The organism is Micromonospora sp. MP36 (assembly GCF_008119785.1).
Taxonomy (GTDB): domain Bacteria; phylum Actinomycetota; class Actinomycetes; order Mycobacteriales; family Micromonosporaceae; genus Micromonospora.
In genome coordinates this window covers 44,860-70,834 of the sequence record NZ_VSFA01000035.1, presented here as the reverse complement: position 1 = coordinate 70,834, position 25,975 = coordinate 44,860, and the positions used below count along the sequence as shown (strand labels likewise).

The 25,975-nt window shown below is 72.5% G+C and carries 27 protein-coding genes; 16 read left to right on the top strand and 11 right to left on the bottom strand.

All coding sequences use genetic code 11. The features are described from left to right. Positions 1–205: 205 nt before the first annotated feature. Complete coding sequence (locus FXF52_RS22320) at positions 206–556, bottom strand: hypothetical protein (protein ID WP_148799643.1); 351 nt, start codon at positions 554–556, stop codon at positions 206–208. 71 nt (positions 557–627) lie between these two features. Between FXF52_RS22320 and FXF52_RS22315 the strand changes: the two genes are divergently transcribed. Both FXF52_RS22315 and FXF52_RS22310 read left to right on the top strand, forming a co-directional pair. Continuing rightward, complete coding sequence (locus FXF52_RS22315) at positions 628–1,467, top strand: alpha/beta fold hydrolase (RefSeq protein ID WP_148799641.1); 840 nt, start codon at positions 628–630, stop codon at positions 1,465–1,467. Between the two features lie 39 nt (positions 1,468–1,506). After that, a complete protein-coding gene (locus tag FXF52_RS22310) occupies positions 1,507–1,764 on the top strand; it encodes a hypothetical protein (protein ID WP_222870605.1) in 258 nt (85 codons plus the stop codon). A 39-nt stretch (positions 1,765–1,803) separates the two neighbouring features. Here FXF52_RS22310 and FXF52_RS22305 read toward each other — a convergent pair whose 3' ends face one another. Then, positions 1,804–2,463: an HNH endonuclease family protein gene (locus tag FXF52_RS22305; protein WP_148799639.1), complete on the bottom strand. Its 660-nt coding sequence runs from the start codon at positions 2,461–2,463 to the stop codon at positions 1,804–1,806. 327 nt (positions 2,464–2,790) lie between these two features. On the opposite strand from FXF52_RS22305, the gene FXF52_RS41770 reads away from it, so the two are divergent. Further along, positions 2,791–2,967, top strand: coding sequence for a hypothetical protein (locus FXF52_RS41770; RefSeq protein ID WP_187413626.1), 177 nt, complete (start codon positions 2,791–2,793; stop codon positions 2,965–2,967). Between the two features lie 154 nt (positions 2,968–3,121). On the opposite strand, the gene FXF52_RS22300 is transcribed toward FXF52_RS41770, so the two are convergent. Further along, on the bottom strand, positions 3,122–4,354 hold the full coding sequence (locus FXF52_RS22300; protein ID WP_148799637.1) for an RNA polymerase sigma factor: 1,233 nt from the start codon (positions 4,352–4,354) through the stop codon (positions 3,122–3,124). Positions 4,355–4,357: 3 nt separating this feature from the next. Then, the gene (locus tag FXF52_RS22295) at positions 4,358–4,759 is read right to left on the bottom strand and encodes a YciI family protein (protein ID WP_148799635.1); all 402 of its coding nucleotides are present in this window, start codon (positions 4,757–4,759) and stop codon (positions 4,358–4,360) included. Positions 4,760–4,972: 213 nt separating this feature from the next. Between FXF52_RS22295 and FXF52_RS22290 the strand changes: the two genes are divergently transcribed. The 3 genes from FXF52_RS22290 to FXF52_RS22280 all read left to right on the top strand — a co-directional run bounded on the left by FXF52_RS22290 (position 4,973) and on the right by FXF52_RS22280 (position 6,829). Continuing rightward, a complete protein-coding gene (locus FXF52_RS22290) occupies positions 4,973–5,182 on the top strand; it encodes a hypothetical protein (RefSeq protein ID WP_148799633.1) in 210 nt (69 codons plus the stop codon). A gap of 88 nt (positions 5,183–5,270) precedes the next feature. Continuing rightward, complete coding sequence (locus FXF52_RS22285) at positions 5,271–6,071, top strand: neutral zinc metallopeptidase (protein ID WP_148799655.1); 801 nt, start codon at positions 5,271–5,273, stop codon at positions 6,069–6,071. Positions 6,072–6,184: 113 nt separating this feature from the next. Continuing rightward, positions 6,185–6,829 carry an HAD family phosphatase gene (locus tag FXF52_RS22280; RefSeq protein ID WP_148799631.1) on the top strand — a complete coding sequence of 215 codons (645 nt, stop codon included), beginning with the start codon at positions 6,185–6,187 and terminating at the stop codon, positions 6,827–6,829. Positions 6,830–6,987: 158 nt separating this feature from the next. Here FXF52_RS22280 and FXF52_RS22275 read toward each other — a convergent pair whose 3' ends face one another. From FXF52_RS22275 to FXF52_RS22255, 5 genes are all read right to left on the bottom strand, one after another. After that, positions 6,988–9,540, bottom strand: coding sequence for an ABC transporter permease (locus FXF52_RS22275; RefSeq protein WP_148799629.1), 2,553 nt, complete (start codon positions 9,538–9,540; stop codon positions 6,988–6,990). Next, on the bottom strand, positions 9,540–10,307 hold the full coding sequence (locus FXF52_RS22270) for an ABC transporter ATP-binding protein (RefSeq protein WP_148799627.1): 768 nt from the start codon (positions 10,305–10,307) through the stop codon (positions 9,540–9,542). Before FXF52_RS22270 ends, FXF52_RS22275 begins: the two co-directional genes overlap by 1 nt. 271 nt (positions 10,308–10,578) lie before the next feature. Beyond that, the gene (locus FXF52_RS22265) at positions 10,579–11,265 is read right to left on the bottom strand and encodes a response regulator transcription factor (protein WP_148799625.1); all 687 of its coding nucleotides are present in this window, start codon (positions 11,263–11,265) and stop codon (positions 10,579–10,581) included. A gap of 37 nt (positions 11,266–11,302) precedes the next feature. Beyond that, complete coding sequence (locus tag FXF52_RS22260) at positions 11,303–12,496, bottom strand: sensor histidine kinase (RefSeq protein ID WP_148799623.1); 1,194 nt, start codon at positions 12,494–12,496, stop codon at positions 11,303–11,305. 76 nt (positions 12,497–12,572) lie between these two features. Continuing rightward, complete coding sequence (locus tag FXF52_RS22255; RefSeq protein WP_148799621.1) at positions 12,573–13,484, bottom strand: PD-(D/E)XK nuclease family protein; 912 nt, start codon at positions 13,482–13,484, stop codon at positions 12,573–12,575. Between the two features lie 72 nt (positions 13,485–13,556). Here FXF52_RS22255 and FXF52_RS22250 point away from each other — a divergent pair, with 72 nt between their 5' ends. The 3 genes from FXF52_RS22250 to FXF52_RS22240 all read left to right on the top strand — a co-directional run bounded on the left by FXF52_RS22250 (position 13,557) and on the right by FXF52_RS22240 (position 16,546). Beyond that, the gene (locus FXF52_RS22250) at positions 13,557–14,708 is read left to right on the top strand and encodes a M50 family metallopeptidase (RefSeq protein ID WP_370518015.1); all 1,152 of its coding nucleotides are present in this window, start codon (positions 13,557–13,559) and stop codon (positions 14,706–14,708) included. Continuing rightward, entirely contained in the window at positions 14,705–15,679 is a 975-nt protein-coding gene (locus FXF52_RS22245; RefSeq protein ID WP_148799619.1) for a tRNA (adenine-N1)-methyltransferase, read from the top strand. Before FXF52_RS22250 ends, FXF52_RS22245 begins: the two co-directional genes overlap by 4 nt. A 294-nt stretch (positions 15,680–15,973) precedes the next feature. After that, positions 15,974–16,546 (top strand): hypothetical protein, encoded by a 573-nt coding sequence (locus FXF52_RS22240; RefSeq protein ID WP_148799617.1) that lies wholly within the window; start codon positions 15,974–15,976, stop codon positions 16,544–16,546. Between the two features lie 57 nt (positions 16,547–16,603). Here FXF52_RS22240 and FXF52_RS22235 read toward each other — a convergent pair whose 3' ends face one another. Then, positions 16,604–16,897: a ferredoxin gene (locus FXF52_RS22235; RefSeq protein ID WP_148799652.1), complete on the bottom strand. Its 294-nt coding sequence runs from the start codon at positions 16,895–16,897 to the stop codon at positions 16,604–16,606. 178 nt (positions 16,898–17,075) lie between these two features. Here FXF52_RS22235 and arc point away from each other — a divergent pair, with 178 nt between their 5' ends. The 6 genes from arc to prcA all read left to right on the top strand — a co-directional run bounded on the left by arc (position 17,076) and on the right by prcA (position 23,306). Continuing rightward, positions 17,076–18,857 carry a proteasome ATPase gene (gene arc, locus FXF52_RS22230; RefSeq protein ID WP_148799615.1) on the top strand — a complete coding sequence of 594 codons (1,782 nt, stop codon included), beginning with the start codon at positions 17,076–17,078 and terminating at the stop codon, positions 18,855–18,857. Positions 18,858–19,114: 257 nt separating this feature from the next. Beyond that, positions 19,115–20,632, top strand: a complete 1,518-nt coding sequence (dop, locus tag FXF52_RS22225) for a depupylase/deamidase Dop (RefSeq protein WP_148799613.1) — start codon at positions 19,115–19,117, stop codon at positions 20,630–20,632. 105 nt (positions 20,633–20,737) lie between these two features. Then, complete coding sequence (locus FXF52_RS22220; RefSeq protein ID WP_148799611.1) at positions 20,738–20,944, top strand: ubiquitin-like protein Pup; 207 nt, start codon at positions 20,738–20,740, stop codon at positions 20,942–20,944. A gap of 22 nt (positions 20,945–20,966) precedes the next feature. Further along, entirely contained in the window at positions 20,967–21,653 is a 687-nt protein-coding gene (locus FXF52_RS22215; protein WP_187413628.1) for an endonuclease VII domain-containing protein, read from the top strand. After that, positions 21,572–22,411, top strand: coding sequence for a proteasome subunit beta (prcB, locus tag FXF52_RS22210; protein ID WP_187413625.1), 840 nt, complete (start codon positions 21,572–21,574; stop codon positions 22,409–22,411). Before FXF52_RS22215 ends, prcB begins: the two co-directional genes overlap by 82 nt. 61 nt (positions 22,412–22,472) lie before the next feature. Then, a complete protein-coding gene (prcA, locus tag FXF52_RS22205; RefSeq protein WP_148799608.1) occupies positions 22,473–23,306 on the top strand; it encodes a proteasome subunit alpha in 834 nt (277 codons plus the stop codon). Between the two features lie 196 nt (positions 23,307–23,502). Here prcA and rfbB read toward each other — a convergent pair whose 3' ends face one another. Further along, the gene (gene rfbB / locus FXF52_RS22200; protein WP_148799606.1) at positions 23,503–24,480 is read right to left on the bottom strand and encodes a dTDP-glucose 4,6-dehydratase; all 978 of its coding nucleotides are present in this window, start codon (positions 24,478–24,480) and stop codon (positions 23,503–23,505) included. A gap of 127 nt (positions 24,481–24,607) precedes the next feature. Between rfbB and pafA the strand changes: the two genes are divergently transcribed. Continuing rightward, positions 24,608–25,966 (top strand): Pup--protein ligase, encoded by a 1,359-nt coding sequence (gene pafA, locus FXF52_RS22195; RefSeq protein WP_073836760.1) that lies wholly within the window; start codon positions 24,608–24,610, stop codon positions 25,964–25,966. The last annotated feature ends 9 nt before the right edge of the window (positions 25,967–25,975 follow it).

Here is a 25,975-nt window from a genome sequence, read left to right as displayed (position 1 = left end):
CAAGGTCTCGCCTTCGCCCAGCGGCACCATCCCGCTCACCAAGCCATCGCCTCGACAACACCGATGCCGGACAACCAGCACTGACGCCCGACCCGCGTCAACTGAATCTCTCCCGAGTCAACCCAAACACCTAGCGTCAGAGGGGTACACCGAAACGCTGCACGGCTTTTAAGAGTCGGGGAGGTTCCACACGGCCAATCTATGATCACTGATGATTCCTAATCAAGTCGGTGAGCCTGACCGAGCGGAGCAGTTCGCCCACCGACTCCGCGGCGACGAGCAGAGCGCAGAGGGCCAGGTATACCGGTCCTGCCCGGACGGGGCTGGCGAAGGCGGGCACCTCCGGCTGAACCGCGAACGTCGCCGGACGGGGTTGGAGCCAGCTGGCCAGCCCCAGGATCAGCAGCGCCCCGAGCGCGGCCAGGATCGGTGCGAGCTGCTGGCCGGCCGGCTGAGCCAGCGCCGCCGCGGCGGCGTCCACGGTGGCTACCGCGATGCCCGCGGTGAGGATGCGGCGACGGTGACGAGCGGTGGCACCGAGGATCGCGGCGATCATGCGGTGACCGTACGGCGTCGGGTCCGTGCCCGGGTAGGCCGCCCGATCGCGCGGCTGGCAGGATCGCTGCGATGGAGAGCTTCAGGTCCTGGGACGGCACCGAACTGGCGTACCGAGTCGTCGGCTCCGGGCCGCCGCTGGTGTGCATCCCCGGTGGCCCGGGGCAGGCGGTGGAGTACCTGGGTGAGCTGGGCGGGCTCAGTGGCCGCCGTACCTTGATCCTGTTGGACAACCGGGGGACGGGCGCGTCGGCCGTTCCCGCGGACCCTGCCACCTATCGGGTCGACCGCCTTGTCGACGACGTGGAGGCTTTGCGACAGCATCTGGGCTTCGAGCGGATGGACCTGTTCGGGCATTCGGCCAGCGGGGGGATCTGCCTGCTCTACGCGGCTCGGCACGCGGTGCGGCTGGCCCACCTGGTGCTGGTCGCGCCGTCGTTGCGGGTGGTCGGGCTGCCTTCGGACCTGGCGGTGGACAGCGTGCTTTCCCGGCGGGCGCACGAGCCGTGGCACGCCACCGCGGTGGCGGCGCTGCACGCCGTGCCGGCGACGCCGGAGGAGCAGCAGCGCTACCGGTGGGAGGCGGCGCCGCTGCTGTACGGCCGCTGGGGTGCTGCGGCGCAGGCGCAGGCCGCGGCCGAGCCGGCCCAGTTCGCGCCGGCCGCCACCGACGGGTTCTATGCGGGGTTCGCACCCGATCCGGCGCTGCCGGCGCGGTTGGGTGAGCTCACCGTGCCGACGCTGCTGCTGGCCGGTGAGCACGACATCTGGCCGACCGCGGCCGCGGTGCGGCGGCTCGCCGTCCTGTTCGGCGCTGCCGAGCTGGTGGTCCAGCCGGACAGTGGTCACTTCCCGTGGGTCGACGATCCGGCGGTCTTCGCGGCGTCGGTGGAGGCGTTCCTGACCGGATGACGGTCGCCGGTCGGCCTGACGGGGCCGCACGATGGAGGGGTGCGGATGACACGCGTGGTCGGGTGGCTCGGTCTGGCCGTGCACCTGGCCGTCGGGTTTTGGTACGCGGTGAGCGGCCTGGTGGTGCCGGGTTGGGCGCTGGCCGGGCTCCTGGTGGTGTGGACGGTGTTGCTGGCGGTGGGGGTCCGGCTGTTGCGGCGGCGGCCGGCGCTGGTGCCGTTGGCGCCGTTGTCGGCGGTGCTGATCTGGCTGGCGGTCGTCTCGGCCGGTGGCGCCTGGCTCGGCTGGACCGCCTGACGGGCCGGCCCGTGGGTGGGCCGGCCCGGAGCGGCGCGGTCAGTATGCGTAGGTGACCGAGATGGTGCTGTTGGGGCAGTTGTTCGCCCAGCTGGTCAGGGCGCTCTTCTCGGCGCTGTCGACGGTCAGCCGCCAGCGGATCTTCACGGCGACCCACTCGTTGAGGTAGCGGCAGCGGGCGGAGGCGTACGGGGGCATCCAGGTGGCCGGGTCCTGGTCGCCCTTGGACTGGTTGACGTTGTCGGTGACGGCGGCCAGGGCGCGGGAGTCGCCGAGGTCGTTGGCGTACGCCTGGCGGCGGCTGGTGGTCCAGTTGCGGGCGCCGGAGTCCCAGGCCTCGGCGAGGGGGACCATGTGGTCAATGTCGAGGTCGCTGGTGAGGGTCCAGTAGGCGTTGTCGTAGTAGGAGTACCAGCGACCGCCGGAGAGCGTGCAGGTGCCGCTGATGGTCGGCTTGGTGGTGGCCTCGGCGATGAGGACCTCGTTGCGGGTGTTGCAGCCGTCGCCGTCGGCGTCGATCCAGTGGGGGAACAGGTCGCGGCTGTAGCCGGTGCGGACCTCGGTGGCGACGGGGAGGCTGGCCACCGCGGTGGTGAGGGGGGCCGAGTAGCTGGCGGCCCAGGCGGGCTGGGTGAGGCCGAGGGTGGCGGCCACGGTCGCGGCGAGGCTGATGGCCGTTGCGCGCAGGGTGCGGTTCATGATGCTCCGTCCGGTTGGGGGCGACTGCATCTATATAGACACGCATGGAAGTAACGGTCTAGATCAATTTCCGTGAACGGGTGATGAGGGGCGGGCGTACCCTGTCCGCCACCGCGCCGAATGAGCCGGCCACCCCGCCTGGCGCCGCCGCGTCGACCGCAGCTCCAACCGCTCTCCAGCGCCCATGCGGAGGCTGGGCCGTGGTCCCCACGTCCCGGTGTCGAGCGGCCGGCCGGGGGTATCCGCATGACGTGCATCCGACAGCCCGCAAGATGCGGGCGTCGAGCGGCCCTGGCGAGGATAAGGTGACAGGGGAAGGGGACGACGATGGCCGAGGACACGCCAGTCAAGGTCCGGCCGGCCACGCCCACGATCGTCGGCGTGCCAGCCGACTCTCCCGAGGAACCGCCGAGCAGCCTCGACCTGTGGGCCCAGGCCCAGGTGCTGCACCGCTGCTTCGGCGACGACGACGGGGAGCCACACATCATGCGCGGCCTCGACTGAGGCAGGGCGCGTCTGTCAGGTCGGCGGGTGGCTCGCCGGCCTAGACGCACGACCGGGTCCGCGGAACCTCCGGACACCGCCGGCTGACCGACCGCGGCGGTAGGGACCTCCGCCGGCGGCTGGCGGCCCTGCGCCGCGACGTACTGGCCGCCGGTCAGCCTAGGCGTGCCGCGCGGGCGTGCAGGTAGCGCTGCTGGGCCAGGTTCATCGAGCGGCGGGCCGCCGACAGGTACGCCTGCCGCGCCGCGTCCGTCTCTCCGGCGAGTTCGAGCAGGTGGGCGCGGGCGGCGTACCGGCGGGGGTCCTCGGCGACCCGGCGGTCGGCTCCGAGAGCGTCCAGCAGCGCCAGCCCGGCCCGGGGTCCACGCGCCATGGCCACCGCGACCGCGTGGTTGAGCCGGACCACCGGGTTGTCGTGCAGGGACAACAGCATCTCGTACAGGGCGACGATCTGCGGCCAGTCGGTGGCCTCGACGCTGGGCGCCTCGTCGTGCAGGGCGGCGATCGCCGCCTGGAGCTGGTACGGGCCGACCGCGCCCCGGGGCAGCGCGGCGGCGACCAGCCGGGTGCCCTCGGCGATCTGCTCGCCGCGCCAGCGGCGCCGGTCCTGCTCGGCCATCGGCACCAGCGCGCCGTCCGGTCCGGTCCGGGCCGGGGTACGGGCGTCGGTGAGCAGCATCAACGCCAGCAGCCCGATCGCCTCCGGGTCGTCGGTGAGGCGGTGCGCCAGCCGGGCCAGCCGGATCGCCTCGGCGCGCAGGTCGGCGCGGTGCAGTTGCTCGCCGGCGGTGCTCGCGTACCCCTCGTTGAAGATCAGGTAGAGCACGTGCAGCACGGCGTCGAGCCGGGCGGCGCGCTCCTGCCCAGCGGGCAGGGCGAACGGCAGTCCGCTGTCCCGGATGCGCTGCTTGGCGCGGGTGATCCGCCGGGTCATGGTGGCCTCCGGCACGAGGAACGCCCGGGCCACCTCAGTGGTGCTGAGCCCGCCGACCGCCCGCAGGGTGAGCGCGATCTGCCCGGCCGGCGGCAGCGATGGGTGGCAGCAGAGGAACAGCAGGATCAGCGAGTCGTCGGCGTCGTCCGGTGGGCGGTCGGCGGGTGGGGCCAGCCACCGGTCGGCCGGGAGTTGGCGGGCGACGGTGTCCTCGCGGCGGCGGCGGGCCTGTTCGGCGCGGAGCAGGTCGGTCAGCCGGCGGGACGCGACGGTGATCAGCCACGCCTTCGGGTCGTCGGGCGGCCCGGTGTCGGGCCACCGGCTGGCGGCGGCGAGCAGCGCCTCCTGGGTGGCGTCCTCGGCGGTGTCGAAGTGCCCGTACCGACGGACCAGCGCGCCGAGGACCTGCGGCGCCAGGGCGCGCAGCAGGTCCTCGGCGCCTCCGTCGGCCACCGGTCAGCCCTGGAGGTCCTCGAAGCCGTCCACGATCGGGCGCACGTCGACGTACTCGCCCTCGGCGTCGGGGTTGACGAACCGGGCGGCGATCTCGGTGGCCCGGTCGAAGCTGGCGCACTCGACCAGGGTGTAGCCGGCGAGCACCTCCTGCGTCTCGGCGTACGGGCCGTCGGTGACGACCGGGGCGCCGCCGCGCAGCCGGACCCGGCGGGCGTGCACCGGAGCGGTCAGCCCCTGCGCGTCGACCAGTTCCCCGGATTCGGCCAGCTCCTTGTGGACGGTCTCCATGTGGGCGTGCATCGCCGCGATCTGCTCGGGGCTCATCGGCGGCCGGTCGCCGGGCCGCCCGGCCAGGGTGTCGTAGTCCTGCTGGCTGCCGTAGAGCATGATCAGATATTTCACGGTCTCTCCTCTCGGGAGGCGCCCGGCGGGCGCCGCTCACCCGGGACGTCGGAGCCGGGGCGCCGCCCCGGACACCAGCGTAGGGGCGGATCGGCCGATCCGGCCGGAGACGATCAGCCGGGTGGGCGCGGGCGGGCGCGTCGACGCTGAGGCCGGTCGTGGCTGGGCGCCGCCGCCCCCCACGGCGGGCGCAACGGTTCTACTGTGGCGGTCATGACGGTCTTGGTGGTGCTGGCAGTGGTGGCCGCGGTCGTCGCCGCGGCGGTCGGGTACGTCGGCTGGCGGGACCGCCGCCGGCTCAGCTCCGACGACGAACCGGGCGTGGTGCGGGCGGCGCGGGCGGAGAGGCACCGGCGGGCGGCCGAGCGGGAGCACGTGCAGAGCGACGGATGGAACCGGGGCGGCCACGGTTTCACCGGCTGACCGGCGCGCCCCGGACGCCGGCTGCTGCTGTTCCACACCGCCGATCGGTGAACGATCGCCGGCGGGGCACGTGATCACGGGTGGCATCATCGGGGCGCGGTCGGGGTACTGCGCAGCCAGCGACTCAGCCGGGGAGGCGACGGTGGGGGACACGGCGGCACACCGGCGGCCGGGACCGCTGGCCGGCCTGCTGGTGGCCGCGGTGGTGGCGGCCGGCTGCATGGTCGGCGGGGTCGACCAGGGGGAGCCGCGGCAGCCCCGCCCGTCACGGGGCGGGCCGGCCTCGCCGGGCGCGCAGACCACCCGGGCGGACGGCACCACCAGCGTGGCGGAGTTCGAGCAGGACTTCCGCGACGCCGTCGGCATCGCCGAGCGCTACTGGACCGCCGAGTTCCGGGCCTCGGGGCGGCGGTTCCAGCCGATCCGGCGGGTGGTGGCCTACACCAGGGCGGGTGAGGTTTCCTGCGGCGGTGCGCCGTTGCCACGCAACAACGCGGTCTACTGCTCGGCCGGGGACTTCATCGCCTACGACGTGAACTGGTCGGTGGCGGCGTTCCGGCAGGTCGGTGACGCGTTCCTGTTCTACCTGCTCGGCCACGAGTACGCCCACGGCGTGCAGGTCCGCCTCGGCATCCGCTACAACTTCACCATCGAGCAGGAGCTGCAGGCGGACTGCCTGGCCGGGGCGTACATCGGCGACAACGTCCGCGCCGGGACGCTGACCCTGGACAAGGGTGACCTGGACGAGTTCCGGGAGGGGCTGCTGGCGGTCGGCGACGACCCGGACCAGCCGTGGTTCGCGGAGGGCTCGCACGGCACCGCCGAGCAGCGCACCGACTCGTTCTTCCGCGGCTACGAGAGCTCCCTGGACGCCTGCGGGCTGGGCTGATGCCGCAGGTCACCCTCGGCGGGTTCGGTCGACGGCCGTCCGCACCCGGTTGAGAGGATCGGGGGTACGCCCACCAGAGGAGGCCCCCGCTGATCAGCAAGCACCCCGCCGCCGTGCTCTTCGACATGGACGGCACCCTGGTCGACAGCGAGAAGCTGTGGGACGTCGCGTTGCAGGAACTCGCGGCGGTGTACGGGGGGACCCTGTCCGACACCGCCCGGATGGCCATGATCGGCACCAACATGGCGGTGTCGATGCGGATCCTGCACGACGACCTCGGTCAGCCGGAGCGGGACCCGCAGGCCAGCGCCGAGTGGATCAACGCGCGCATCCTGGAGTTGTTCCGCACCGGGCTGCGGTGGCGGCCGGGCGCGTTGGCGCTGCTGCGCGCGGTCCGCGCGGCGGGGATCCCCACCGCCCTGGTCACCTCCAGCGTCCGGCCGCTGGTCGAGGTCGCCCTGGACACCCTCGGCCGGGACAGCTTCGACGCGGTGGTCTGCGGTGACGAGGTGGACGCGACCAAGCCGCACCCCGAGCCGTACCTGACCGCCGCGCGGCTGCTCGACGTGCCGATCGCGCGATGCGTGGCGATCGAGGACTCGGCGACCGGGGTGGCCAGCGCGCTGTCCGCCGGGGCGGCCGTGCTGGCCGTGCCGGCCGAGGTGCCGCTTCCGCCGACCGACGGCGTACACCAGCTGGAGAGCCTGACCGGGGCGGACCTGGAGTTGCTCGCGGCGCTCTGCGGCCGCGCGGGCTGACCCTCCGGGCCGCACGAGGGACCCTCGGTCACCCGGCGGCTTCCCCGAACCACCGCCACGGCCCGATAGCTGCCAGCTGGGGGGCGGGTGGCCGCGATCGGGCAGACCCGCCGACGGCCCCTGCCACCCGGTGGCAGGGGCCGTCGCAGCTGCCAGGATCACTCGTGGGCGATCGCGCCCAGCACGTTGATCCGGGCGGCCCGGACCGCCGGCAGGACCGCGGCGACCACCCCGACGATCGCGGCGAGGCCGAGCATGACCCCCATCTGCCCCCAGGGCAGGATCAGGTCGTTGATCCCCTCGTCCTTCAGCGCCCGGACCACGGCGGCGCCGAGGCCGCTGCCGACGACGACGCCCAGCAGCGCGCCGAACACCGAGATCACCACCGCCTCGACGGTGATCATGCGCATGGTCTGCGCCCGGCGCAGCCCGATCGCCCGCAGCAGGCCCAGCTCCCGGGTGCGTTCCAGCACCGACAGCGCCAGGGTGTTCACGATGCCGAGCACCGCGATCACGATGGCGAGCGCCAGCAGGATCTGGATCATCTGGAGCAGCCCGTCGAGCGAGCCGGTCTGCTGCTTGATGAACGCGTCCCGGTCGGCCACCGACACCTCGGGAGAGTCCGCGAGCAGCCGCTCCACCTGCGGCTGGACGTCGGCCACCCGGGCGCCCGGGGCGAGCTGCACGAAGCCCTGGATCGGCTGCGGGATCGCGAAGTCGCGGGCCGCCTGCGGGGGCAGCATCACCGGGTTGGTCAGCTGGGAGCTCTCGTAGATGCCGCTGACCGTGTAGGTGCGGGCCTCGCCGCGGGACAGCTGCACCGTCACCGTCGAGCCGACCGAGACCCCTCGGGACTTGGCGGTGTCGGAGCTGAACAGCATCTGGTCCGGGCCCAATCGGCTGATGTCGCCGGCGGTGGCCTTCGCCCCGAAGACCCGCTCCAGCGCGGCCACGTTACTGGACGCGGCCACCCAGGTCCGCTGGCCGTTGACCACGGCCATGTCCCCGTACTCGCCGTCAACCAGCTGCACGCCGGGCAGCGCGGCCGCCTTGTCCAGCACCGCCGGGTCGAAGCTCGGCGGCCGCGGACCGCTCTGCGCCCCGGCGATCACCAGCTCGGCCTTGATGGTGTCCTTCGCCAGCGCGCTGATACTGCCCTTCGCCGAGTCCAGGATCACCGTCACCCCGGTGACCAGGGCGATGCCGACCATCAGCGCGGCGGCGGTGATCGCCGTGCGGCGGGGATTGCGCCCGGAGTTGAGCCGGCCCAGCTTCCCCGGCACCGACCAGGCGAAGATCGCGCCCAGCAGGGAGACCACCGGGCGGCTGATCAACGGGGTCAGCAGCGCCACGCCGATGAAGGCGAAGAGCACGCCGCCCAGGATGGTGGCCAGGGTGTTGTCGCCGGCGTTGCCGCTGAGCCCGAGGAAGAGCAGCGCGGCGCCGACCGCGGTGACCAACGCGCCGGCCACGGTGATCCGGGTCAGCGGCCGGTCGGGGGTGGCCACGTCCTGCATCGCCGCGATCGGCGGGATCCGGGACGCGCGCAGCGCCGGCAGCAGCGCCGCCACCACGGTGATCACCAGGCCGACGGCGAACGCGCCGATCACCGCCGCGGCTGGTATGCCGATCCCGGCCAGGGTGAGCCCACCGGCCAGGTTGCCGAACGCCCAGGCCAGCAGCGCGCCGATGCCGATGCCGGCTGCCAGGCCGAACACCGAGGCGATCAGGCCCACCGCGATGGCCTCCAGCACCACCGAGCCGATGATCTGCCGGCGGCTCGCCCCGACGGCCCGCATCAGGGCCAGCTCCCGGGTCCGCTGCGCGACGATGATCGAGAAGGTGTTGAGGATCAGGAACGTGCCGACCAGCAGCGCCACCGCCGCGAAGCCGAGCAGGATCCGGTTGAAGAAGGACAGCGCCGTCTTGAAGCCCTGCGCGGCCTCGGTGGAGAGCTGTTCGCCGGTCTTGACCACGTATCCGTCGCCCACGGCGGTGGCCACCGCGTCGCGCAGCGACTCGTCGGTGACCCCGCTGGCGGCCTTGACCGTCACGCTGTTGAACGTGTTCGGCTCGCCCAGCATCAGCCGCTGCGCCGTCGGGGTGGTGAACATGATCTCGTTGCTGCCGCCGATCGAGTCACGGCCGCCGCTGTAGCCGAAGATCCCGACGATGGTGAAGTCCTGCTTCGGCTCCAGGGGCGTGAGCACCCCGACCCGGTCGCCGAGCTTCACCTTGCCCGCGGTGGCGAGCCCCTGGTTGATGACGATCTCGTCGTCGGCGCGCGGCTCGTGGCCCTCGCGCAGTTGCAGCTGCTCGGACTCGCCGGTCCAGTTCTCGCCCAGCTGCGGCGGGCCGAACGAGGCGACCGCCTTGCCGTTGCTGCCGATCAGCCGGGCACCGTCGGCGGCGACCACGCCGGTGGCCTCGGCCACCCCGGGCACCGCGCGGACCTTGTCCACCGTCGCCGCCGGCAACGGCGCCGCCGTCTGCTCGCCCTCCATCTCCGACACCGCGATCTTCGGCTTGGCCGCGACGTTGACGTCCACCCCCTGGTACGCGTCGGCGAAGATCGCGTCGAAGGTCCGGCCGAGGGTGTCGGTCAGCACGAACGCGCCGGAGACGAACATCACCCCCAGCACGACCGCCAGGCCGGAGAGGATCAGCCGCAGCTTCCGGGCCAGCAGGCTCTTCAGCGTTGCCCGGATCATCAGCCGTTCACCTCGGCCGGGGCGTCCAGCTTCTTCATCGTGTCCAGCACCGTGTCGGCGGTCGGCTCGATCAGCTCCGAGACGATCTGCCCGTCGGCGAGGAACACCACCCGGTCGGCGTACGCGGCGGCGGTCGGGTCGTGGGTCACCATCACGATCGTCTGGCCGTGCTCGCGGACCGAGTTGCGCAGGAAGTTCAGCACCTCCGCGCCGGAGCGGGAGTCCAGGTTGCCGGTCGGCTCGTCCGCGAAGATTACCTCGGGGCGGGCGACCAGGGCCCGGGCGCACGCCACCCGCTGCTGCTGGCCGCCGGACAGCTGCGCCGGCCGGTGCCCGAGCCGGTCCCGCAGACCGACCGTCTCGATCACCGTGTTGTACCAGGTCGGGTCGGGCTTGCGGCCGGCGATCGACAGCGGCAGCAGGATGTTCTCCTGCGCGGTGAGCGTGGGCAGCAGGTTGAACTGCTGGAAGATGAAGCCGACCTTGTCGCGGCGCAGCTTCGTCAGCCCGGCGTCGTTGAGGCCGGTCACCGTCGTGTCGCCGATGGCGACCGTGCCCCGGGTCACCGAGTCCAGGCCGGCCAGGCAGTGCATCAGCGTCGACTTGCCGGACCCGGACGGGCCCATGATCGCGGTGAACCGGCCCCGCTCGAACTCGGCGCTCACCCCCCGCAGCGCGATGACCTGCGCCTCGCCGCTGCCGTACACCTTCCACACGTCGCTGGCCCGGGCCGCGGCCTGCGCCTGCCGGCCTACCATCGCGGTCACGTCATCTACCTCTTCCGTCTACCTTGCCGATCCGCACCGCCCCCGCTGGCCGGTGCGGCAAGTCCCATCCTCGGTGCTGCCGGTCGCCGATCCGTCCGTCCCCGGGCGGAACCGTCGCCGGAAATCCCGCTGGGGGTCGCCCCCGAGGCCGGCTCAGGGTCACCCCTGACCCGTGCGGCGGCGCCGACGCTAGGACCTGACGCCGCGTCATGGTCAACCCTGCTGGCGCGACGATGGTCACGGTAGGTGACGGCCGCCACCCGCCGGCCGCTCAACCGCCCGGCCGCACCAGCCCCGTCTCGTACGCCAGCACCACCGCCTGCACCCGGTCGCGCAGTCCCAGTTTGGTCAGCACGTGCCCGACGTGGGTCTTGATGGTGGTTTCGCTGACCGACAACGCCCGGGCGATCTCGGCGTTGGACAGCCCGCGCGCCACCTGCACCAGCACTTCCCGCTCGCGCTCGGTCAGCGAGCTCAGCGCCTTCGGCGGGGTCGCCGCCGGGTCGGGCAGCACGTCGGCGAAGCGGTCCAGCAGCCGCCGTAGGATCCGCGGCGCCACCACCGCCTCCCCGGCGGCCACCGTCCGGATCGCGGTGACCAGGTCCTCCGCCGGCACGTCCTTGGCCAGGAAGCCGCTCGCCCCGGCCCGCAGCGCGCCGACCACGTACTCGTCCAGGTCGAAGGTGGTGAGGATCAGCACGCGTACCGGCAGCCGCGCGTCCACGATCGCCCGGGTCGCCGCCACCCCGTCCATCCGCGGCATCCGGATGTCCATCAGCACCACGTCGGGCAGCAGCCGCCGGGACAGCTCCACCGCCTCCAACCCGTCACCGGCCTCGGCCACGATGTCCAGGTCGTCCTCCGTGCCGAGCACCATCCGGAAGCCGGTACGCAGCAGCGGCTGGTCGTCGGCGAGCAGGATCCGCACCGGTCGTGCGTTCGCCGTGCTGTCGGTCATCCGTCGTCCCTCGTCGTGCCGGCCAGGTTGGGAGCGGTCACGCCGGCACCGCCCCGGCGGACTCGAGCGGGATCCGCGCGTACACCCGGAAGCCGCCGCCCGGTCGCGGACCGGTCCGCAGGATCCCACCGTAGAGGGCGACCCGTTCCCGCATGCCGACCAGGCCGTGCCCGATCCCGTCGGTCACCGGTGCCGGGCCGCGGCCGGTGTCGGTGACCTCGACGGCGAGGAAGCCGTCGGCGACGGTGAGCCGGACCAGCGCGGTGGCCCGGCCGGCGTGCTTGAGCGCGTTGGTCAGGGCCTCCTGCACGATCCGGTAGACGGTCAGCGCCACGCCCTCCTCCAGCGGCCCGGGCGCGCCGTCGACCCGCAGCGTCACCGGCAGGCCCGCCTCCCGGACCTGCTCGACGAGGGCCTCGATGCCGGTCAGGCCCGGCTGCGGGGTCAGCTCGGCCGCCGGTTCGGCGTCGGTGCGCAGCACGTCCAGCAGCCTGCGCAGCTCGCGCAGGGTGGCCCGGCCGGTCTCCTCGACCGTGGCCATCGCCTCGTCCGCGGCGTCCGGGTCCCGGCGCAGCACCCGGCGCGCCCCGGTGGCCAGCACCCCCATCACGCTGACCTGGTGGGCGACCACGTCGTGCAGCTCCCGCGCGATACGCCGCCGCTCGTCGACGACGGCCTGCTCGGCGAGGGACCGCTGGCTCGCTTCGGCGAACCGGGCCCGTTCGCGCAGCATCCGGGTGGACTGCCGGCGCGTCTGCACCGCCCGGCCCACCGTGTATGCCACCGACGCGCTGAGCAGGTTGTTGAGCACCAGGTACGCCGGGCCGGTGTCGAGCACGCCGTGCAGCGGCACCAGCAGGTTGACCAGCACCACCGGCACCCACAGCAGCGCCGCGGCGAGCATGGCCGGGCGCGACCGCTGGTGCGCCGCCATCGTGTAGGTGAGCACCAGGAAGACCAGGCCCTGGGTGGCCGGCGCGTGCCGCGCCAGCACCGGCACGGCCAGGGTGGCCACCGCCGCGCCCACCGCCGGCCACGGCGCGACCCGGCGCAGCGCCACCGGGACCGCGCCCAGCGCGCTCCAGCCGACCGCCGACCACAGCTGCGCGGGCCGCAGCTCGGGTGGCGCCAGCAGCAGGAACACCGCCCCCAGCAGCATCAGGGCGACCGCCGAGCAGGCGTCGACGGCCAGCGGTCGACGGCGGGCCCACGCCCGCGCCCGGTTGGTCATGCCACGACGGTATCCGCCGCCCGGCGCGAGCCCTCGTCGCCGATGCCGAACCCGGCCTCCTCCGTGAGAAGGAGGATCACTCGTCCGCGCCGGGGGCGGCCGGCCGGGACCGGGCGTCGGTCAGCGGGTCGCCCGCGCCGGCCGCCGGGAACGGCGGCGGGGTTCCGCCGAAGCTGGGGCAGAGCGCCTGGTGGCTGCACCAGTCGCAGAGCCGGCTCGGCCGGGGGCGGAACTCCTGCCGCTCGGTGGCCTGCTCGATCGCCTGCCACAGCGCCACCACCGTGCGCTCGAACCGCAGCAGCTCCTCCGCGTCCGGGGTGTAGTCACACACCTCGGCGTCCTTGAGGTAGAGCAGCCGCAGCACCCGCGGCACCACGCCCCGGGTGCGCCACAACACCAGGGCGTAGAACTTGAGCTGGAACAGCGCCCGCGCCTCGAACGCCTCCCGCGGCGCCCCGCCGGTCTTGTAGTCGACCACCCGCAGCGCGCCGTCCGGGGCGACGTCGAGCCGGTCCAGGTAGCCGCGGATCAGCAGCTCCTCGTCGACCACCGCGGAGATCAACGCCTCCCGCTCGGCCGGCTCCAGGCGGCGCGGGTCCTCCACCGCGAAGTAGCCCTGCAGCAGCGCCGCGGCCGACTGGAGGAACTCCGCCACCCCGGCCGGGTCGTCCGCGGCGAACAGCGTGGCCAGCTCCGGCTGCTCGGTGACCAGCCGGTCCCACTGCGGGGCGACCAGGTCGCCCGCCGACTGCGGGGTGCGCGCCGCCGCCGGCAGGTCGAACAGCCGCTCCAGCACCGCGTGCACCAGCGTGCCCCGGGCCTGCTCGACGGTGGGGCGCTCGGGCAGCCGGTCGATGCTGCGGAACCGGTAGAGCAGCGGGCAGGTCTTGAAGTCCGCCGCCCGCGACGGGGACAGCGACGCCCGCACCGTGGGCGGCGGTGCCGAGGCCGGGGGGTCCTGCGTGTCGATCACCGGTTCCGCCGTCATGCCCGGAAGGGTAGGGCACCGGTGTGACAGGGCCACCGTCGCCGCACCGGCGCATGATCGGCGCCGCGTAGCATCGATCCGGTGGAGCACAGGTCCCGACCACCGCGCCGGCCCGGGCTGACCATCGGTCGGGTGTTCGGGGTGCCGCTGCGCGCGGACGCCTCGATGCTCCTGCTCACCCTGGTCGTCACCGTCCTCTACGCCAGCCTCGCCCGGCGGCAGCTCGAGGTGGGCCACCTCGGCGGCTGGCTGGTCGGCCTGGGCTTCGTGGTGTCCCTGCTCGGTTCGGTGCTGCTGCACGAGCTGGGGCACGCCCTGACCGCCCGCCGGTACGGCATCGGTGTGCGCGGGATCACCCTGGAACTGCTCGGCGGGTACACCGAGATGGACCGGGACGCCCCCAACCCACGGGTGGAACTGCTGGTCTCCCTGGCCGGCCCGGCCGTCTCCGCGGTGCTCGGCGCCGCCGCCGTCGCGGCCACCCTCGCGCTGCCCGCCGGCACCATCACCCACCAGCTCGCCTTCCAGCTGGCGGTGAGCAACGTGATCGTCGCGGTGTTCAACAGCCTGCCCGGGCTGCCGCTGGACGGCGGGCGGGCGCTGCGCGCCGCCGTGTGGGCGCTCACCCGGGACCGGCACCGCGGCACCGAGGTGGCCGGCTGGGTGGGCCGGGCGGTGGCCGTCACCACCGTGGCCCTGGTCGTCCTGCTCACCCTGCGCCGGGCGATCGCGCCGCTGGCCCTGCCGCTGATGCTGCTGGTGGCGGTCACCCTGTGGCGCGGGGCCGGGCAGTCCATCCGGATGGCCCGGATCAGCCGCCGCCTGCCGCTGGTCGACCTGTCCCGGCTGGCCCGCCCGGTGCTGCCCGTGCCCAGCGGCACCCCCCTCGCCGAGGCGCAGCGCCGCCGCGCCGAGGGACTAGCGCCCGACGCCGCGCTCACCGTGATCGACTCCGCCGGCCGGCCGGTCGCCCTGGTCGACCCGGCCCGGGTCGCCGCCGTACCCCCGGAACGGCGGCCCTGGCTGGCGGTGGACGCGGTCTCCCGCGACCTGGACAGCCTGCCGGCGCTGCCGGTCGGCGCGGACGGCGAACGCGTGATGGAGACCGTGCGCACCCACCCGGGCGCACAGTACGTCGTGACGGCAGGCGAAGATGTCGTCGGCGTTCTGCACATCGCGGATCTGGCTCAGCTCCTGGAACCCAAACGGAAGACGAACACGTGACACATTCCTCCGCCGTCCCGGCCGACCCCGCCGCCCCGGCGCTGCCCCCCATTCACCGGGGGCCGTTCCGTCCCGGCGACCGGGTGCAGCTGACCGACCCGAAGGGCCGGATGCACACCGTGACGCTGGAGCCCGGCAAGGAGTTCCACACCCACCGGGGCATCCTCAAGCACGACACGCTGATCGGTCTGCCCGACGGCAGTGTGGTCACCACCGCCGGTGGCGGCACGGCGTTCCTGGCTCTGCGGCCGCTGCTGTCGGACTACGTGCTCTCCATGCCGCGTGGCGCCCAGGTGATCTACCCGAAGGACGCGGCGCAGATCGTCATGATGGGCGACATCTTCCCCGGTGCGAAGGTCCTCGAGGCCGGCGCCGGCTCCGGCGCGCTGTCCTGCTCGCTGCTGCGCGCCGTCGGCACGGAGGGCGAGCTGCACTCGTACGAGCTGCGGGACGACTTCGCCAAGATCGCCGAGCGTAACGTCGAGGCGTTCTTCAACGGCCCGCACCCGGCCTGGCGGCTGCAGGTCGGTGACGTCGCCGAGTGCCGGGAGACCGGATTCGACCGGATCATCCTGGACATGCTCACCCCGTGGGAGATGCTCGACATGGTCGAGCGGGCGCTCGTCCCCGGCGGCGTCCTCATCGGGTACGTGGCCACCACCCCGCAGCTGTCCGAGCTGGTCGAGGCGCTGCGCGAGCGCGGCGGCTGGACCGAGCCGCGCGCCTGGGAGTCGCTGGTCCGGGACTGGCACGCCGAGGGGCTGGCCGTGCGCCCCGACCACCGGATGATCGCCCACACCGCGTTCCTGGTCTCCGCGCGCAAGCTCGCCCCGGGGGTCACCGCCCCGCCGCGGCGCCGCAAGCCCAGCAAGGGCACCGAGGCGTACGTCCAGCGCCGGCAGGCCCTGCGTGAGGCGGAGGCGGCCCGGCAGGCGGCGGCCGGGCCGGAGCAGGAGCCGGATCAGGGGTGACCCCACGGCACGGACGGGCATGAGCGGGCGGATCATGTGTCCGGCGCGGGACGACACCGAACGGGCGGAGACGGCGGCATGAGCGAGCGTCAGCGAGCGAATCATCAGCACAGTGCCGTGGTGCCTCATGACGGCACGCAGCGCAGCGGAGTGCCGGCATGAGCGAGCGTCAGCGAGCGAATCATCGGCAGAGTGCGGTGGTGTCTCATGACGGCACGCAGCGCAGCGGAGTGCCGGCATGAGCGAGCGGAGCGCGGCCCGCGGCGAGCGGCGGGGACGCGGGGAGGTGGCGGCATGAGCAGCCCCGGCTACGGCAACGGTGACCTGCCCGCGGTCTTCCCCGACTGGTCGCCCTACGCCGACCTGGAGTCGGCCGCCCGGGCGTACCTGCGTGACCCGGACATCGCCCTGGAGGCCCTCGGCGGGGTGCTGCGCGGCGCCTCCGTGCTCGGGTTCACCCTGGAACGCTTCGTCAACGAGGTCAACGGGGTGTGGCAGGAGGTCGTTGTCTGCGACGGCAGTCGCCTGATCCTCTGGCACGGCGAGGACGTGCCGCCGGGGGAGGGGCCGCCCGGGTCGATGACCTCCTCGCTGCGGGTGGTGCCGGTCTCCACGATCACCGAGGTGGGCTGCCGGCGGCGGCTCACTCGCACCGATGGCGGCGAGGTCCGGGTCGACAGCATCGACGTCTACCTGCTGCTCAGCTCGCTGGACGAGGCGCCGCCCGGCGACGAGATCGGCGGCGCGCCTCGGCACGACGCGCTGCGCTTCGGCAAGACCCTCGACGACGGGGGCGCCGGGCAGATCGCCCGGCTGGAGGAGTTCGCCCGGCTGGTCGCCTCGGTCGTCGGCCGGCCCCTGCTGTAGAGACGGCGGCGGGCCGGGGACGTCCGTCCCCGGCCCGCACCGTGCGACTGTCGCCGGTCAGTCCTCGGCGTCCGGCCCGGCCACCTCGACGCCGTCGCCGGCGCGTACCACGTGGATGCACTCGCCCGGGCACTCCTTCGCCGAGTCGATCACCTCGAGGCGCAGGTGCTCCGGCACGTCCACCCGGGTGCCCGGGGCCTGCCGCAGCTCGCCGTCGGCCCCCTTGACGTAGGCCAGGCCGTCGACGTCGAACTCGAAGACCTCCGGCGCGTACTGCACGCACAGCCCGTCGCCCGTGCAGAGGTCCTGGTCCACCCAGACCTCGAGCTGGTCCGTCGCGACCTCCGCCACCGGTGCACCCCCCATGTTCTCCCGTCCCACGGCCCGACGGTACCCGAACGCCGGTACCCGCCCGTGGACCAGCCCTTGGCGATCAAGCTTCGGTGACGGGCGCGTTGCGGAGGACCGAATCGGGCTCACAGCGGCTAGTGTTAGCTCAGTACGTTCAAGCCCCCCGGGGAGGTGGGACGTGGCACGCAGCGACGACGCGGACTCGCGCGCCGCACGGTGGGAGAAGGAGGCCCACGATCTCTCCACGCAGGTTGCGTTCCTGCAAGAGGAACTCGCCCTGGTGCGGCGCAAGTTGACCGAAAGCCCCCGACACGTCCGGCAGCTCGAGGAGCGGCTGGCGGCCACCCAGGCCCAGTTGGCGCGGCTGACCGAGAACAACGAGCGGCTCGTGAGCACCCTCAAGGAGGCTCGCGCGCAGATCGTGACGCTCAAGGAGGAGATCGACCGCCTCGCCCAGCCCCCGAGTGGCTATGGCGTCTTCCTGGCCAAGCACGACGACGGCACGGTGGACGTCTTCACCGGCGGGCGCAAGCTGCGGGTCGCCGTCTCGCCCTCGCTGGACGTCGACGAGCTGCGCCGCGGGCAGGAGGTTCTGCTCAACGACGCGCTCAACATCGTCGACGCGTTCGGCTATGAGCGGGTCGGCGAGGTGGTGATGCTCAAGGAGGTGCTCGCCGGGCCCGGCGGCGCCCCCGGTGACCGGGCGCTGGTGGTCTCCCACTCCGACGAGGAGCGCATCGTGCACCTCGCGGAGACCCTGATCGGCAGCCCGATCAGGGCCGGCGACTCGCTCATGATCGAGCCCCGCTCGGCGTACGCGTACGAGCGGATCCCGAAGAGCGAGGTCGAGGAGCTCGTCCTGGAGGAGGTGCCCGACGTCGACTACGAGGACATCGGTGGCCTCCAGGCGCAGATCGAGCAGATCCGCGACGCGGTGGAGCTGCCGTTCCTGCACTCCGACCTGTTCCGCGAGCACCAGCTCCGGCCGCCGAAGGGCATCCTGCTCTACGGTCCGCCCGGCTGCGGCAAGACGCTGATCGCCAAGGCGGTGGCCAACTCGCTGGCCAAGAAGATCGCCGAGCGGCGCGGCGAGGAGAAGCACACCAGCTTCTTCCTCAACATCAAGGGTCCTGAGCTGCTCAACAAGTACGTCGGCGAGACCGAGCGGCACATCCGGCTGATCTTCCAGCGGGCGCGGGAGAAGGCCGGCGAGGGCACCCCGGTGATCGTGTTCTTCGACGAGATGGACTCCGTCTTCCGCACCCGCGGCTCCGGCGTCTCCTCCGACGTGGAGAACACCATCGTCCCGCAGCTGCTCAGCGAGATCGACGGCGTGGAGGGCCTGGAGAACGTCATCGTCATCGGCGCCTCCAACCGGGAAGACATGATCGACCCGGCGATCCTGCGCCCCGGCCGGCTCGACGTGAAGATCAAGATCGAGCGGCCGGACGCCGAGGCGGCCAAGGACATCTTCTCCAAGTACATCCTCGCGGGCCTGCCGCTGCACGCGGACGACCTGGCCGAGCACGGCGGCGACCCGCAGGCCACCGTCGCGGCGATGATCGACGCCGTGGTGCTGCGGATGTACTCGGAGACCGAGGAGAACCGCTTCCTCGAGGTCACCTACGCCAACGGCGACAAGGAAGTCCTCTACTTCAAGGACTTCAACTCCGGCGCGATGATCCAGAACATCGTCGACCGGGGCAAGAAGATGGCCATCAAGGAGTTCCTCACCTCCGGGCACAAGGGGCTGCGGCTGCAGCACCTGCTCGACGCCTGCGTCGACGAGTTCCGCGAGAACGAGGACCTGCCCAACACCACCAACCCGGACGACTGGGCGCGCATCTCCGGCAAGAAGGGCGAGCGGATCGTCTACATCCGCACGCTCGTCTCCGGCGGCAAGGGCGCCGAGGCCGGCAGGTCGATAGAGACCGCCAGCAACACCGGCCAGTACCTGTAGTCGACCGCACGACCGGAGGCCCGTGGCGCGCCGCGCCACGGGCCTCCGCGGTCCGCGCCCGGTCCCGCCCTGAGCGAGCGCAGCGAGCGAACCATCATGCTCAGTGCCGTGATGCCGCACGCCGACGCCGACCGGAGCAAGGCGGTGGGATGCGCCGCCACGCCGTACGCCCCGGGCCGCCGCGCCCCCTTCCCGCGTGACGACGACTACGCTCGACGTGACGGGGGGACTGGGACGGCGAGTGGACGGGCAGGTCGATGAGCGTAAGACGGATCATGGGCACCGAGGTCGAGTACGGCATCTCCGTGCCCGGCCAGGCCGGGGCCAACCCGATGGTCACCTCCTCCCAGGTGGTCAACGCCTACGGGGCGCGCCCCGAACTCAACCGGGGCGGCCGGGCCCGGTGGGACTACGAGGAGGAGTCGCCGCTGCGCGACGCCCGCGGCTTCACCTACTCCGGCGCCGCGTACGACCCGGCCGAGGCGCTCGCCGACGAGGACCTGGGCCTGGCCAACGTCATACTCACCAACGGGGCCCGGCTGTACGTCGACCACGCCCACCCGGAGTACTCCACCCCGGAGGTGACCAACCCCCTTGACCTGGTGCGCTGGGACAAGGCGGGGGAGCGGGTGATGGCCGAGGCGGCCCGGCGGGCCGCCACGATCCCGGGCACGCACCCGATCCACCTGTACAAGAACAACACCGACAACAAGGGCGCCAGCTACGGCGCGCACGAGAACTACCTGATGCGGCGGCAGACCCCGTTCGCCGACATCGTGGCGTACCTGACGCCGTTCTTCGTCACCCGGCAGGTGGTCTGCGGCGCCGGCCGGGTCGGCATCGGCCAGGACGGCGGCCAGAGCGGTTTCCAGATCTCCCAGCGGGCGGACTTCTTCGAGGTCGAGGTGGGGCTGGAGACCACCCTCAAGCGGCCCATCATCAACACTCGGGACGAGCCGCACGCGGACGCCGACAAGTACCGCCGGCTGCACGTCATCATCGGTGACGCCAACCTGTCGGAGATCTCCACGTACCTCAAGGTCGGCACCACGGCGCTGATCCTCACGATGATCGAGGAGAAGGCGCTCAGCCCCGACCTCGGCATCGCCGACCCGGTCAGCGAGTTGCGTGCGGTCAGCCACGACCCGGCCCTCAAGCACCTCATGCGGATGCGTGACGGGCGCAAGCTGACCGCCCTGGACGTGCAGTGGGCGTACCTGGAGCGGGTCCGGTCCTTCGTGGACGACCGGTACGGCACCGACGTCGACGAGCAGACCGCCGACGTGCTCGACCGCTGGGAGAGCGTGCTCGACCGGCTCGGCCGGGACGCCTTCCTCTGCGCCGACGAGCTGGACTGGGTGGCCAAGCTGCGGTTGCTGGAGGGCTACCGGGAGCGGGAGAAGCTCAGCTGGGGCGCGCACAAGCTCCAACTGGTCGACCTGCAGTATTCCGACGTGCGGCCGGAGAAGGGGCTCTACCACCGGCTGGTGACCCGCGGCGCGATGAAGACGCTGCTCACCGAGGAGCAGTCCCGCACCGCGATGACCGAGCCGCCGGAGGACACCCGGGCCTACTTCCGCGGCCGCTGCCTGGCCCAGTACGCCTCCGAGGTGGTCGCCGCGAGCTGGGACTCGGTCATCTTCGACGTGGGCCGGGAGTCGCTGGTCCGGGTGCCGATGATGGAACCCGAGCGGGGCACCCGCAAGCACGTCGGGGCGCTGTTCGACCGGTGCGAGAGCGCCAAGGACCTGCTGGAGACGCTCACCGGCGGCTGAGCCGGATGCCGGAAAGCCCGTCCCGTGCCGGAACCCGGCGCGCGGCGGGCTTTTCGTCGTCCGCGCGAGGTAAGTTGATCGCAGGCGATCGTGGAGGAGGCAACCATGGCGACCCAAGAAGGCGGCCAGACCCAGCACGGCAAGGCGCACGAAGAAGTTGAAGAGGTCACCGCGCAGGCCAACCCCGAGGTTGCCGAGCGGCACGCCGAGATCACCGAGGACGTCGACGACCTGCTCGACGAGATCGACTCCGTCCTGGAGGAGAACGCAGAGGAATTTGTCAGGGGCTATGTACAGAAAGGGGGCCAATAGGGCATAGCGGGGCAAATTGGACATGGCCCGCCCTTTTGGCGACCGGGATGGACGCCGTGGTCGCCGGGACTGCAATGAGTGGAAGCCGCTCGATGAGTTCTGTGCCAACAATCGGCGGCCCGACGGCCGCGGTAGCTACTGCAAACCGTGCTTCAACCTTCGATCCAAGGCGAGCTATGCCAAGCGCCTGAAGGAGAAGCACGGGCGGGAGGTGCGCAAGCTGCCGGTGGTGCCGGACGGTCATCGTCGCTGTCCGGCCTGCGGTGAGACGAAGGCGCTCGACGACTTCCCGCGTAATCGGTCAGGCCGAGCCGGCTACGGCCGATACTGCAAGCCGTGCCACAACGAGAAGGGCAAGGAAACCAGGCTGCGCCTGTACGGCGGTAGCCGCGAGTACCACCTGCGGCGTCGGTATGGCGTAGGCGAGAAGGAGTTTCGAGAACTCCTCGCCGAGCAGGGCGGCGTGTGTGCAATCTGTGGGACCCCTGACCCACAACATCTGGACCACGATCATCGCACCGGATGGGTGCGCGGGATACTCTGCTTCAACTGCAACGGTCGTCTTGGCCAGTTCCGTGACAGTCCCGCGAGGCTGGCCAGGGCGATCACGTACCTGAGAGGAACCACGTGGCAGCGGGTTTTGATCCATCCGGGCGTCTACCAGATGTGTTCACCAACGCGGGGACGTCCTCCTTCACAGCGTTCCTGAGCAAGGTGGCCCCCGAGATGCTGCCCGGTCGGCGGCCGCTACCACCCGGCATGGCCGCCGACATGGCGCCGCACGCCACGACCATCGTGGCCATCTCGGCCGCCGGTGGCGTGGTGATGGCCGGCGACCGGCGCGCCACGATGGGCAACCTGATCGCCCAGCGGGACATCGAGAAGGTGCACCCGGCCGACGCGTACTCGCTGGTCGGCATCGCGGGCACCGCGGGCATCGGCATCGAGCTGATGCGACTGTTCCAGGTGGAGCTCGAGCACTACGAGAAGATCGAGGGCGCGATGCTCTCGCTCGACGGCAAGGCCAACCGGCTGGCGTCGATGATCCGAGGCAATCTGGGCGCGGCGATGCAGGGGCTCGCGGTGATCCCGCTGTTCGCCGGCTTCGACCTGGCGGCCAGCGACCCGGCCCGGGCCGGCCGGATCTTCAGCTTCGACGTGACCGGCGGTCCGTACGAGGAGACCGGCTACGACGCGATCGGATCCGGCTCACTGTTCGCCAAGTCGGCGTTGAAGAAGCGGTTCCGCGCGGGCCTGTCGATCGACGACGCGGTGCGGCTCGCCGTCGAGGCGCTCTACGACGCGGCGGACGACGACACCGCCACCGGTGGCCCGGACCTGACCCGTCGGATCTACCCGGTGGTGATGACCGCGACGGCGGAGGGCACGCACCGGCTCACCGAGGCCGAGACGGCGGCGATCGCGGAGAGCGTCGTGGCCGGTCGGATGGAGAATCCGGGCGGCTGATCCCGCTCCCACCTCACCCGTCAGCAGTCCGCAGCACAGCGCCCGAAGGAGAACCGCCGCCGTGGCCATGCAGTTCTACGCCTCGCCCGAGCAGATCATGCGCGACCGCTCCGAGCTGGCCCGCAAGGGCATCGCCCGGGGCCGGAGCGCGGTGGTCCTGAGCTACGAGGGCGGGGTGCTCTTCGTCGCGGAGAACCTGTCCAGCACCCTGCACAAGGTCAGCGAGATCTACGACCGGATCGGTTTCGCGGCGGTGGGCCGGTACAACGAGTTCGAGAACCTGCGCCGGGCCGGGGTGCGGATGGCCGACCTGAACGGCCTGAGCTACGACCGGCGGGACGTGAACGGCCTGGGCCTGGCCAACGCGTACGCGCAGACGCTGGGTGCCATCTTCACGGAGCAGTCGAAGCCGTTCGAGGTGGAGATCTGCGTGGCGGAGGTGGGTGCCACGCCGGACGACGACTCGCTCTACCGGGTGACGTACGACGGTTCGGTCAACGACGAGCCGGGCCGGATGGCGATGGGCGGTCAGGCCGAGGCGATCACCGGGGTGCTGAAGAACGAGCACCGGCCGGAGATGTCGCTGTCGGAGGCGCTCCGGGCTGCGGTGAAGGCGCTGGGCAGCGTCGGCGGGGAGGGCGGGGCGGCCCGTACCATCGCCGCCAACCAGCTGGAGGTGGCGGTGCTGGACCGCCGCCGGGTGGGGCGGACGTTCCGGCGGGTGGCCGGGGCGGCGCTGACCGCGCTGCTGGAGGGGGATGCGAGCGCGGACACCGCGCCGGCGCCGGGGCGGGCGCAGACCCCGACGGTGCCCACCGAGGAGGCGAAGAAGCCGACCACGTCGGCCGGTTCGGCTGACCTGGAGGGTCAGCAGGACGAGCAGTCCGGGCAGTGACGGCCGGGCCGGCGGGTGCGCCGGCCCGTACCCGGTGGCCTGGCGCGGGTCCGGCGGGGAGGCCGGCCGGCTCGCGCGGCCGTGCCGACTGCCGGGCCTGTCGTGGCGGCGCCAGCCCCGCCCCCGCGACCGGACGGACCTGCGCGGCGAGGCGGCGGCGGGGTCCTGGTGGACGTGCGGGGCCTGGCGGGGCGGGTCAGCGGTGCGGCTTGAGGGGCTGCCACCAGGCACGGTTGGCCCGGTACCAGTCGACCGTCTCGGCCAGCCCGAGGTCGAGGTCGACGGTGGGTGCCCAGCCGAGCTCGCGGCGGGTGGTGGTGCAGTCCAGCGAGTAGCGGCGGTCGTGGCCCCGGCGGTCGGCGACCGGTCGGACGCGGTCCCAGCCGGCGTCGCAGGCAGCGAGGAGGCGGCCGGTGAGGTCCCGGTTGGTCAGTTCGGCGCCGCTGCCGAGGTGGTAGACGCCGCCGGCCTGGCCGTGGGTCTGGGCCAGCGCGATGCCGCGGCAGTGGTCGTCGACGTGCAGCCAGTCGCGGACGTTGCCGCCGTCGCCGTACAGCGGCAGGTCGTGCCCGTCGAGCAGGTTGGTGACGAACAGCGGCACGATCTTCTCCGGGTACTGGTACGGGCCGTAGGTGTTGGCGCCGCGGGTGATGACCACGTCGAGGCCGTGGGTGCGGTGGTAGGCGAGGGCGAGCAGGTCGGCGCCGGCCTTGCTGGCCGAGTAGGGGGAGTTGGGCCGCAGCGGCGCCTGCTCGGTCCAGGAGCCGGTGTCGATGGACCCGTACACCTCGTCGGTGGAGACCTGCACGAACCGGCCGACGCCGTGGCGCAGGGCAGCGTCGAGCAGGATCTGGGTGCCGACCACGTTGGTGGTGACGAAGGCGGCGGCGTCGGCGATGGAGCGGTCGACGTGGGATTCGGCGGCGAAGTGCACGATCACGTCGTGGCCGGGGACGGTGGTGTCGACGAGGGCGGCGTCGCGGATGTCACCGCGGACGATCCGCAGCCGGGGGTCGGCGCGGACCGGGTCGAGGGCGGCCTCGGTGGCCGCGTAGGTCCAGGCGTCGAGCACGGTGAGGGTGTCCACCGGCAGGTCCGGTTCGGCGCCGGTGAGCAGTCGCCGGACGTACGCCGATCCGATAAAGCCGGCGCCGCCGGTGACCAGGATTCTCACGGGTGGGACCGTACCGGTGCCGAGATTCGCCTGCGGCGGGATGCCGTGGACCGCGGTAGGCGGGCGCCGCGGAGATGGCTGGGTTGAGCGCTGCCCAATTGGGGCCTCGGGCGGCTAATGTCACCTCATGGAGCGGCGAATCTTCGGCCTCGAGACCGAGTACGGCGTCACCTGCACCTATCGCGGGCAGCGCCGGCTGTCCCCCGACGAGGTCGCGCGATACCTGTTCCGGCGGGTGGTGTCGTGGGGCCGGTCGAGCAACGTGTTCCTGCGCAACGGGGCCCGCCTCTACCTGGATGTGGGCTCGCACCCGGAGTACGCGACGCCGGAGTGCGACTCGGTGACCGATCTGGTGGCCCACGACCGGGCGGGGGAGCGGATCCTGGAGGGGCTGCTCGTCGACGCGGAGAAGCGGCTGCACGACGAGGGCATCGCGGGTGAGATCTACCTGTTCAAGAACAACACCGACTCGGCCGGCAACTCGTACGGGTGCCACGAGAACTACCTGGTCTCCCGGCACGGCGAGTTCGGCCGGCTCGCCGACGTGCTGATCCCGTTCCTGGTCACCCGGCAGTTGATCTGCGGGGCGGGGAAGGTGCTGCAGACGCCGCGCGGGGCGGTCTACTGCCTGTCGCAGCGGGCCGAGCACATCTGGGAGGGCGTCTCCTCGGCGACCACCCGGAGCCGGCCGATCATCAACACCCGGGACGAGCCGCACGCGGACGCGGAGCGGTACCGGCGGCTGCACGTGATCGTCGGCGACTCGAACATGAACGAGGTGACCACGCTGCTGAAGGTGGGCACCGCCGACATCGTGCTGCGGATGATCGAGGCCGGTGTGGTGATGCGGGACCTGACGCTGGAGAACCCGATCCGCGCGATCCGGGAGGTGTCGCACGACATCACCGGCCGGCGCAAGGTGCGGCTGGCCTCGGGCAAGGAGGTCTCCGCGCTGGAGATCCAGCAGGAATACCTGGCGAAGGCGACGGAGTTCGTGGAGCGCCGGGGTGGGGACCAGACCGCGAAGCGGGTGGTGGATCTCTGGGCGCGGGTGCTGCGGGCGGTGGAGACCGGGGACCTGGACCCGGTGGCCCGGGAGATCGACTGGGTGACGAAGCTGCGCCTGATCGAGCGGTACCAGCGCAAGCACGACCTGCCGCTGTCGCACCCGCGGGTGGCGCAGATGGATCTGGCGTACCACGACCTGCGGCGCGGGCGGGGCCTGTACGGGCTGCTGGAGCGGCGCGGCGAGGTGGATCGGGTGGCCACCGACCCGGAGATCTTCGAGGCGAAGGAGACGCCGCCGCAGACCACCCGGGCGCGGCTGCGGGGTGAGTTCATCCGGCACGCGCAGGAGAAGCGGCGGGACTTCACCGTCGATTGGGTGCACCTGAAGCTGAATGACCAGGCGCAGCGGACGGTGCTGTGCAAGGATCCGTTCCGGGCGTACGACGAGCGGGTGGAGCGGCTGATCGCGAGCATGTGAGGCGCAGCG

Excerpts from the sequence above, each read along its gene's own strand:
- FXF52_RS22240 (WP_148799617.1), top strand. The coding sequence starts at position 15,974 with ATGAGCAGCCCCGGCTACGGCAACGGTGACCTGCCCGCGGTCTTCCCC.
- FXF52_RS22275 (WP_148799629.1), bottom strand. The coding sequence starts at position 9,540 with ATGATCCGGGCAACGCTGAAGAGCCTGCTGGCCCGGAAGCTGCGGCTG.
- FXF52_RS22290 (WP_148799633.1), top strand. The coding sequence starts at position 4,973 with ATGACGGTCTTGGTGGTGCTGGCAGTGGTGGCCGCGGTCGTCGCCGCG.
- FXF52_RS22315 (WP_148799641.1), top strand. The coding sequence starts at position 628 with ATGGAGAGCTTCAGGTCCTGGGACGGCACCGAACTGGCGTACCGAGTC.
- FXF52_RS22320 (WP_148799643.1), bottom strand. The coding sequence starts at position 556 with ATGATCGCCGCGATCCTCGGTGCCACCGCTCGTCACCGTCGCCGCATC.
- pafA (WP_073836760.1), top strand. The coding sequence starts at position 24,608 with ATGGAGCGGCGAATCTTCGGCCTCGAGACCGAGTACGGCGTCACCTGC.
- FXF52_RS22265 (WP_148799625.1), bottom strand. The coding sequence starts at position 11,265 with ATGACCGACAGCACGGCGAACGCACGACCGGTGCGGATCCTGCTCGCC.
- FXF52_RS22255 (WP_148799621.1), bottom strand. The coding sequence starts at position 13,484 with ATGACGGCGGAACCGGTGATCGACACGCAGGACCCCCCGGCCTCGGCA.
- FXF52_RS22260 (WP_148799623.1), bottom strand. The coding sequence starts at position 12,496 with ATGACCAACCGGGCGCGGGCGTGGGCCCGCCGTCGACCGCTGGCCGTC.
- FXF52_RS22215 (WP_187413628.1), top strand. The coding sequence starts at position 20,967 with ATGGCCCGCCCTTTTGGCGACCGGGATGGACGCCGTGGTCGCCGGGAC.
- dop (WP_148799613.1), top strand. The coding sequence starts at position 19,115 with ATGAGCGTAAGACGGATCATGGGCACCGAGGTCGAGTACGGCATCTCC.
- FXF52_RS22305 (WP_148799639.1), bottom strand. The coding sequence starts at position 2,463 with ATGAACCGCACCCTGCGCGCAACGGCCATCAGCCTCGCCGCGACCGTG.
- FXF52_RS41770 (WP_187413626.1), top strand. The coding sequence starts at position 2,791 with ATGGCCGAGGACACGCCAGTCAAGGTCCGGCCGGCCACGCCCACGATC.
- FXF52_RS22220 (WP_148799611.1), top strand. The coding sequence starts at position 20,738 with ATGGCGACCCAAGAAGGCGGCCAGACCCAGCACGGCAAGGCGCACGAA.